Genomic DNA, 8,334 nt, shown 5'->3' with positions numbered 1-8,334 from the left:
CGCGGCGGCCAGCTCGGCGAGCGCCGCGCGGGCCTGCTCGGTGGGCACCTCGGGGGCGAGGGCGGCCAGCCGGGTCAGCTCGGTGCCGAGCAACTGCGTGGCGGCGGCCAGTTTGGTGGCGTGGGTCAGGTCCTCCCAGGAGGTGTGCCGCCCGGTCAGGCGGTTGTCCAACGCGGTGAAGTCACCCTCGGCGTCGGTGTCGACGAAGAGCCCGCTGACCGCGGCCAGGGCGTCGTAGCCGGTGGTGCCGTCGACCGGCCAGTCCGGCAGCTCCTCGCCGTACTCCAGGATCTTTTCCACCACGAGCCAGGCGTTGGGTGCGGCGGCCCGCAACCGGGCGAGATAGCCCGCGGGGTCGCGCAGGCCGTCCGGGTGGTCGACGCGGATGCCGTCGACCTCACCGGCGGCGGCCCAGCGCAGCACCAGTTCGTGGGTGGCGGCGAAGACCGCCGGGTCCTCCACGCGCAGACCCGCCAGGCCCGCGATGGCGAAGAACCGGCGGTACGTCAGCTCGGCGTCACCGCGCCGCCAGGAGACCAGCTCGTAGTGCTGCCGGTCGTGCACCTCCCGGGCGCTGCCGTCGCCGGTGCCGTCGGCGACCGGGAAGCGGTGCTCGTGGTAGCGCAACTCCCCGTCGACAAGCTTGAGGTCGTCCAGGGCGGCCGGGTCGTCGGCCAGCACCGGCAGCAGCAGCCGGCCCCGGTCCCAGTCGATGTCGAACCACTCGGCGTACGCCGAGTCGCGCCCCCGGCGCAGCACGTCCCACCAGGGCGGGTTGGCGGCCGGAACGGCGACCCCGGCGTGGTTGGGCACGATGTCGACGACCAGGCCGAGCTGCTTGTCGCGTAGCGCGCGCAGCAGCCGCTGCCGGGCGGCCTCCCCGCCCAGCTCCGGGTTGACGGCCCGGTGGTCGACCACGTCGTAGCCGTGCTGGGAGCCGGGGGTGGCGGTCAGCAGCGGGGCGCTGTAGAGGTGGCTGACGCCGAGGTCGTCCAGGTAGTCGACGATCGCGGCGGTGGCGTCCAGGTCGAACCCGGGGCGGACCTGGACCCGGTAGGTCGTCTGTGGAGGGGTGGCCGGCATGTCAGATCGTCCTCTCCAACACGACGAGGGACCGGTCCGGCACCCGGATGGTGCCGCCCGCACTGATCACCGTGGCGTCGCCCGGCTCGGGCTCCGCCGTGCTGATCACCCGTTCCCACTTCTGGCCGTACTCGCTGCCGGGCATGGTGAAGTCCAGTGCCGCGTCGTGGGCGTTGAAGCAGAGCAGGAACGACGCGTCGTGGTGCTTCTGGCCGTACTGGCCACGCTCGCGGATGCCCTCGCCGTTGACGAAGAGCGCCACCGAGCGGCCGAAGTCGTTGCCCCAGTCCTCGCCGGTCATCTCCCGCCCGTCCGGGGTGTGCCAGGCCAGGTCGGGCAGCGGCTCGTCGATGCCGCGCCCGTTCACGGGCAGGCCGGTGAAGAACCGGCGGCGGCGGAACACCTGGTGTCGTTTGCGGAACGCGGTGAGCGTCTGGACGAACTCCAGCAGTTGCTCGTCGATGTTGTCCCAGTCGACCCAGGCCAGCTCGCTGTCCTGGCAGTAGACGTTGTTGTTGCCGTGCTGGGTGCGGCCCAGCTCGTCACCGTGGCCGATCATCGGCACGCCCTGCGACAGCATCAGGGTGGCCAGGAAGTTACGCCGCTGCTTGGCCCGCAGCGCCAGCACTGCCTCGTCGTCGGTGTCGCCCTCGACCCCACAGTTCCAGGACCGGTTGTGGCTCTCGCCGTCGCGGTTCTCCTCGCCGTTGGCCTCGTTGTGCTTGTCGTTGTAGGACACCAGGTCGTTGAGGGTGAACCCGTCGTGCACGGTGACGAAGTTGATGCTGTGGAACGGGCGGCGGCCGTCGTCCTGGTAGAGGTCGGCGGAACCGGAGATGCGGGACGCGAACTCGGCGAGGGTGGCCGGCTCACCGCGCCAGAAGTCCCGCACGGTGTCGCGGTACTTGCCGTTCCACTCCGTCCACAGCGGCGGGAAGTTGCCCACCTGGTAGCCGCCGGGGCCGACGTCCCACGGCTCGGCGATCAGCTTCACCTGGCTGACCACCGGGTCCTGCTGCACCACCTCGAAGAAGGTGGAGAGCCGGTCCACCTCGTAGAACTCCCGGGCCAGGGTGGCCGCCAGGTCGAACCGGAAGCCGTCGACGTGCATCTCGGTCACCCAGTAGCGCAACGAATCCATGATCAGTTGCAGCGAGTGCGGGCTGCGCACGTTGAGGCTGTTGCCGGTGCCGGTGTAGTCGACGAAGTAGCGGCGATCCTCCTCGCTGAGCCGGTAGTAGCTCGGGGCGTCCACACCCTTGAAGCTCAGCGTCGGCCCGAGGTGGTTGCCCTCGGCGGTGTGGTTGTAGACCACGTCGAGGATGACCTCGATGCCGGCCGCGTGCAGCGCCTTGACCATGCCCCGGAACTCCTGCACCTGCTGGCCGAGCCGGCCCAGCGCCGAGTAGCCGTGGTGCGGGGCGAAGAAACCGATGGTGTTGTAACCCCAGTAGTTGCGCAGCCCCAGGTCGACGAGGCGGTTGTCGTGGATGAACTGGTGCACCGGCATCAGCTCGATCGCCGTCACCCCGAGCCGGGTCAGATAGTCGATCATCGGCGGGGAGGCGATGCCCGCGTACGTGCCGCGCAACTCCTCCGGGATGTCCGGGTGGCGCATGGTCAGCCCGCGTACGTGCGCCTCGTAGATCACCGAGTGGTGGTAAGGGGTGCGCGGCGGCTTGTCGTTGCCCCAGTCGAAGTACGGGTTGACCACCACCGACTTCGGCATGAACGGCGCCGAGTCGGTCTCCGACATCCGCTCCGGCTCGTCCAGGTCGTAGTCGTAGACCGCTGGGTCCCACTCCACGTCACCGTCGATGGCCTTGGCGTACGGGTCGATCAGCAGCTTGTGCGGGTTGCAGCGCAGCCCGTTCGCCGGGTCGTACGGGCCGTGCACCCGGTAGCCGTACCGCTGGCCCGGCTCGATGCCCGGCAGGTACGCGTGCCACACGTACGCGTCCACCTCGCGCAGCTCGACGCGGCGCTCCGCGCCGGTGTCCCACTCGTCGAAGAGACACAGCTCGATCCGCTCGGCCACCTCGGAGAAAATGGCAAAGTTGGTGCCCATCCCGTCGTAGGTGGCGCCCAGGGGGTACCGCTCGCCCGGCCAGACCTGCATGTCGCTCCTTAGACCATGGTTATGTGCGCACCGGCCGAGATCGCCCGCGCGCACGCAGGTAGTGCCCCCGGCCCGGGCGCGCCAATCCATCCTTTCAGGCGGTGACCAGAAACCACCTGTCTGATGCGCACTACACCGATCGGGTGTCCTCCGTCACGATCACCCTTTTCGAGATGCGTTCTTGGGTCCGATGCACTTTCCTTGACCGGGGACAAGCGTTCGCGCGTGCCCGCCAGGCCATCTGCCACCCCTTACACCTCTCGCTCCGCCGCCACTGACGCCGGCGCGCACCACCATGCATGGACGGAGATTGATGTGACCCTGCGGGTCGACGAGCAGCTCGCTGCCACCAAGGACCGGGCCCACCGGCCCACCCTGACCTCCCGGCCCCCCGCGCAGCCCGGTCCCACCGCGCAGCCCGGCACGCCCGTGCCGGCGCAGTCCGGCCCCGGGGTGCCCCCGCAGACCCGCCGCATCCTCATGCTGTCCTGGGAGTACCCGCCGGTGCTCGTCGGCGGTCTCGGTCGACACGTGCACGCCCTCTCCGTCGCCCTCGCCGCCGCCGGCCACGAGGTCACCGTCGTCACCCGCCACACCGAAGGCGCACCCCTGGAGGAGTACGCCGACGGCGTCCGCATCCTGCGCGCCCCCGAAGACCCGGTCACCTTCCCCCTCGCCACCGGCTCCCTGCTGGCCTGGACCATGGCCTTCAACCACACCCTCACCCGCACCGCGCTGCGCGCCACCCAGGCCGGCTCCTACGACGTCATCCACGCCCACGACTGGCTCGTGGCGCACACCGCGATGACGTTGCGGGACCACCTGGACATCCCGCTGGTCAGCACGATCCACGCCACCGAGGCCGGGCGGCACCAGGGCTGGCTGCCGGAGGAGATGAACCGCACCATCCACGGCGTCGAGCAGTGGCTCAGCAGCGAGTCCAACCGGGTGATCGTCTGCTCCGGGTACATGCGCGACGAGGTGAACGCGCTGTTCGGCGTACCGGCCGGGCGGGTCGACGTGGTCGCCAACGGCGTGGAGCCGCACCGCTGGCGGGTGCCCGCGCGCGCCGTGGCCGCCGCCCGCGCCCGCTTCGCCGGGGACGGCCCGCTGGTCACCTTCGCCGGCCGCCTGGTGTACGAGAAGGGTGTGCAGCACCTGATCGCCGCGCTGCCCCGGCTGCGCGAACGGCACCCCGGGCTGCGCGCCGTGATCGCCGGTGACGGCCCGTACCGCGCCGAACTGGAGGCCGAGGTGCACCGCCGCGGCCTGGGCGGCATGGTCACCATGCCGGGCTTCCTGGGCGGCACCGAGCTGCCGGCGCTGATGGCCGCGTCCGACTGCTTCGCCGTGCCCAGCATCTACGAGCCGTTCGGCATGGTCGCCCTGGAAGGCGCCGCAGCCGGCGCTCCCATCGCCGTCGCCGCCACCGGTGGCCTCGCCGAGATCGTCGAACCGGGCGTCACCGGAATGACCTTCCGCCCGCACGACCCGGACAGCCTGACCGACGCCGTGGACGCGCTGCTGTCCGACGCCGACCGCGCCCGCGTCATGGCCCGCCACGCCCGCCGGATGGTGCACGACCAGTACGGCTGGGCCGCGATCGCCCAACGCACCGCCGCCAGCTACGCCGCTGCCATCCACCACGACGCCGCGTTCACCGCCGAGCGCGCCGAGCAGCGGATGTCGCAGGGTCGCGCCCTCCCGGCGATCCCCGAGGGCAACCTCCTCGCCGCCGCCGGCCTGCGCTGACGGTCCGCTGGCCCGGCTCGTCTGCGCTTGATCGACTCGGTTTCCTTGAAGTCGGGGTGTCCCCGTGCTGGGGATGCCCCGACTTCCGGTTGATCGACTCGATTTCCCGGAAGTCGGGGCATCCCGGCACGTCGGACACCGCGCCTTCAAGGAAACCGAGTCGATCATGCCGGGGCGGGGCAGGCAGCTCAGACGCACCGGACGCGGCAGGCCGCCGACCCGGAGGGGTCGACGGCCTGCTGGCGGAGCGAGGAGCGGGTCAGCGCTCGCCGAAGGGGACGTAGTCCCGCTCGGCGGAGCCGACGTAGACCTGCCGCGGACGGCCGATCTTGGTCTCCGGGTCGGAGATCATCTCGCGCCACTGGGCGATCCAGCCGGGGAGCCGGCCGAGCGCGAAGAGCACGGTGAACATCTTGGTCGGGAAACCCATGGCCTTGTAGATCAGGCCGGTGTAGAAGTCCACGTTCGGGTAGAGCCGACGGGAGACGAAGAAGTCGTCGGCGAGGGCGATCTCCTCCAGCTCCATGGCGATGTCCAGCAGCGGGTCCGGCTTGGCCATCCGGCCCAGCACGTCCTGCGCGGCCTTCTTGACGATCGCCGCCCGCGGGTCGTAGTTCTTGTAGACCCGGTGGCCGAAGCCCATCAGCTTGACGCCGTCCTGCTTGTCCTTGACCTTGCGGACGAAGGACCGGACGTCGCCGTCGCCGGCGTGGATCTGCTGGAGCATCTCCAGCACCGCCTGGTTGGCGCCGCCGTGCAGGGGGCCGAAGAGCGCGTTCACGCCGGCCGAGACCGAGGCGAACAGGTTGGCGTTGCTGGAGCCGACCAGGCGGACGGTCGACGTGGAGCAGTTCTGCTCGTGGTCGGCGTGCAGGACGAAGAGCATGTCCAGCACCTTCGACATCACCGGGTCGACCTCGTAGGGCTCCGCCGGCACGCCGAACGTCATCCGCAGCAGGTTGTCCACGTACCCCAGCGAGTTGTCCGGGTACAGCAGCGGCTGACCGATGGACTTCTTGTACGCGTACGAGGCGATGGTGGGGACCTTCGCCATCAGCCGGACCGTGGAGATCTCCACGTGCTCGGAGTCGAACGGGTCCAGGCTGTCCTGGTAGAAGGTGGACAGGGCGCTCACCGCGGACGAGAGCACCGCCATCGGGTGGGCGTCCCGGGGGAAGCCGTCGAAGAAGCGGCGCATCTCCTCGTGCAGCAGCGAGTGTCGCCGAATCCACTCGGTGAACTCGGTCAGCTGCTGCTCGGTCGGCAGCTCACCGTAGATGAGCAGGTAGGAGACCTCCAGGAAGGAGGACTTCTCGGCCAGCTGCTCGATCGGGTACCCCCGGTAACGCAGGATGCCCGCGTCGCCGTCGATGTAGGTGATCGCGGATGAGGCAGCGGCGGTGTTGACGAAACCGGGGTCGTACGTGGTCATCCCGGTTTCCTTCAGCAGCTTGCTCACCCCGATACCGGCGGGGCCCTCGACCGCAGGATGTACCGGCATCGACAGCTGCCCACCGGGGTGATCGAGCTTGACTTCCGTCATGTGGTTCCTCGCTTCGCCGGCAGATCTACGTTGAATTGCCTTCGCTTCTACCGTAATTGCGGCTCGGGGGACAACGCCCGCCGTGGTTCGGCGGTGAGGTATGCGTCACCCGATTCCCGACCGGGCGGCCCGGAAACCCGCCATCCCGCCAGGCGGGACCAGACCGGACCGTACCCGGGAGCCGAGCCGAACGACCCCGGGAGCCCGGCCGGACCGAGCCCGGAAGCCAGATCACGACAGCGCAAGGCGTCGCAGCGTACCGTCCGTCGCCACCTGGAAGACGTCGAGCTTGTTGGTGCCGGCGTGGAACAGCTTGTCGTCGGCGAGCAGCGCGGCGAACCGGCGTCCGCCGGGGTCGGCCGGCACCACCGGGACGACCGATCCGATGCGGCCGTTGACGGCGACCGCGAGCAGGGTGCCGTCCGGGATCCGGTCCGGGACGTCGCCCCAGACGAGCGCCGGGAGGGTGCCGGTGTCCGGGTCCGTGGCGGTGAACGCGGCCAGGTCGGCGACCCGGGCGCTGCCGGCGGCCGGGCCGGCGCGGACCTCGGTGCCGACCAGCGGGTGCGGTGGCGGCAGGGGTGGCGGGGCGGGCACCCCACCGGGAAAGGTGACCGGTTCGCCGGGGCGGTCGTAGAAGTGCTTCGTACCGTCGGTGCGGGGGGCCTGCCGGGCGGAGCGCCCGTCGACCCGCCACGGCAACCGGACGCCGGCCTCGTCGGCCACGGTCGGCAGCAGGTCGACGTGTTCCCAGTTGCGGTCGTCGACCCGGCCGGTCTGTTGCCGGGGTTCCTTGACGAACGTCGGCACCCAGGCGACCTCGCCGGCGGCGGCCTTGATGGCGTCCATGCCCCGGCCCTGGGCGCCGGGGCGGAAGCTGACCCCGTGGTCGGCGGTCACCACGACGAGGGCCTGGTCGTAGAGGCCGTTGGCGCGCAGCGTCCGCAGCGTCTCGCCGATCAGCCGGTCGGTGTAGCCGAGCTGGGCGAGGTGCCGCTGCCGGGCCAGGTCGACCCAGCCGGCGCCGTCGTTGGGCAGGTCCTCGGGTGCGTCGTAGCGCGCCCCGGACGGCAGGTACGCCCACGGTGAGTGCGGCATCAGCAGGTGCAGGAAGTGCAGGGTGGGCCGGGTCGCCGGCGTCAGCCCGGCCAGGAAGCTGGTGAACCGGGCCGGTTGGTTGTCGTCCAGGCTGTCCCAGCGGAACTTCGGGTCGGCCGGCGCCGGTTCGGCGGCGTCCAGGCCGGCCTCGGCGCGGGTCTGCTCGCGGTAGGAGTCCTCCGGGTCGACCGCGCTCTCGGTCGGCCCGGCGACCCGGCCGAGCAGTGTGCCGGTCTCACGGACCAGCACGCCGAGCCCCTGCTCCGGGGCGACCGGCTGTTCGCAGCGGCTGGGTGGGCAGAGTCGGGTGATGCTCTCCTCGGCGCGGATGTCGTACAGGCCGCCGAAGGCCGTGAAGATGTTGTCCGGGTACTGCGAGTAGTGCGGGGCGACCGACCGCGCCGGGTAGCGGCCGGTGAGCATCGCCGGCAGCGCGTTCGGCGTCCACCCGCTGACCCCGGTGGAGTTGCGGTACCAGGTGGAGCCGCCGGCCAGCTCGGCGAAGTGCGGGTACCGCCCGGCGTCGATCTTCCCGTCCGCGCCGAGCAGGCTGACCAGTGGCAGCTCGTCGAGGATCAGCATGACCACCGGCGGGTGCACGGCCGAGCCCTGCGCGGTGCCGGCCGCACCGCCGTCGCCGCGCGGCAGGACCACCGCAGAGGTGGGCGAGACGAGCAGGAAGAGCGCCACGAAGGCCACCGGGCCGGCGGCGGCCAGTCGCAGCACCCGGCCCGGCGCC

The 8,334-nt window shown here is 71.1% G+C and carries 5 protein-coding genes; 1 reads left to right on the top strand and 4 read right to left on the bottom strand.

The annotated features are described in order from the left end of the window. Window positions 1-1,083, bottom strand: a 1,083-nt coding sequence (locus PSH25_RS28985) for an alpha-amylase family glycosyl hydrolase (protein ID WP_238662048.1), incomplete at its 3' end; no start/stop codon positions are given. A 1-nt stretch (window position 1,084) separates the two neighbouring features. Then, the gene (gene glgX, locus PSH25_RS28980) at window positions 1,085-3,202 is read right to left on the bottom strand and encodes a glycogen debranching protein GlgX (RefSeq protein ID WP_238662047.1); all 2,118 of its coding nucleotides are present in this window, start codon (window positions 3,200-3,202) and stop codon (window positions 1,085-1,087) included. Between the two features lie 480 nt (window positions 3,203-3,682). On the opposite strand from glgX, the gene PSH25_RS28975 reads away from it, so the two are divergent. Beyond that, entirely contained in the window at window positions 3,683-4,954 is a 1,272-nt protein-coding gene (locus tag PSH25_RS28975; RefSeq protein ID WP_238662049.1) for a glycosyltransferase family 4 protein, read from the top strand. Between the two features lie 259 nt (window positions 4,955-5,213). Here PSH25_RS28975 and PSH25_RS28970 read toward each other — a convergent pair whose 3' ends face one another. Both PSH25_RS28970 and PSH25_RS28965 read right to left on the bottom strand, forming a co-directional pair. Next, window positions 5,214-6,497, bottom strand: a complete 1,284-nt coding sequence (locus PSH25_RS28970; protein WP_091408199.1) for a citrate synthase — start codon at window positions 6,495-6,497, stop codon at window positions 5,214-5,216. 231 nt (window positions 6,498-6,728) lie between these two features. Beyond that, a partial coding sequence (locus tag PSH25_RS28965) for a sulfatase-like hydrolase/transferase (RefSeq protein ID WP_238662046.1) occupies window positions 6,729-8,334 on the bottom strand: 1,606 nt, incomplete at its 5' end.

The organism is Micromonospora foliorum, from assembly GCF_022229015.1.
GTDB lineage: Bacteria > Actinomycetota > Actinomycetes > Mycobacteriales > Micromonosporaceae > Micromonospora > Micromonospora foliorum.
This window is presented reverse-complemented; position numbering and strand designations above follow the sequence as displayed.

Coding starts and splice junctions, on each gene's coding strand:
- glgX (WP_238662047.1), bottom strand. CDS start 3,202: ATGCAGGTCTGGCCGGGCGAGCGGTACCCCCTGGGCGCCACCTACGAC.
- PSH25_RS28975 (WP_238662049.1), top strand. CDS start 3,683: ATGCTGTCCTGGGAGTACCCGCCGGTGCTCGTCGGCGGTCTCGGTCGA.
- PSH25_RS28970 (WP_091408199.1), bottom strand. CDS start 6,497: ATGACGGAAGTCAAGCTCGATCACCCCGGTGGGCAGCTGTCGATGCCG.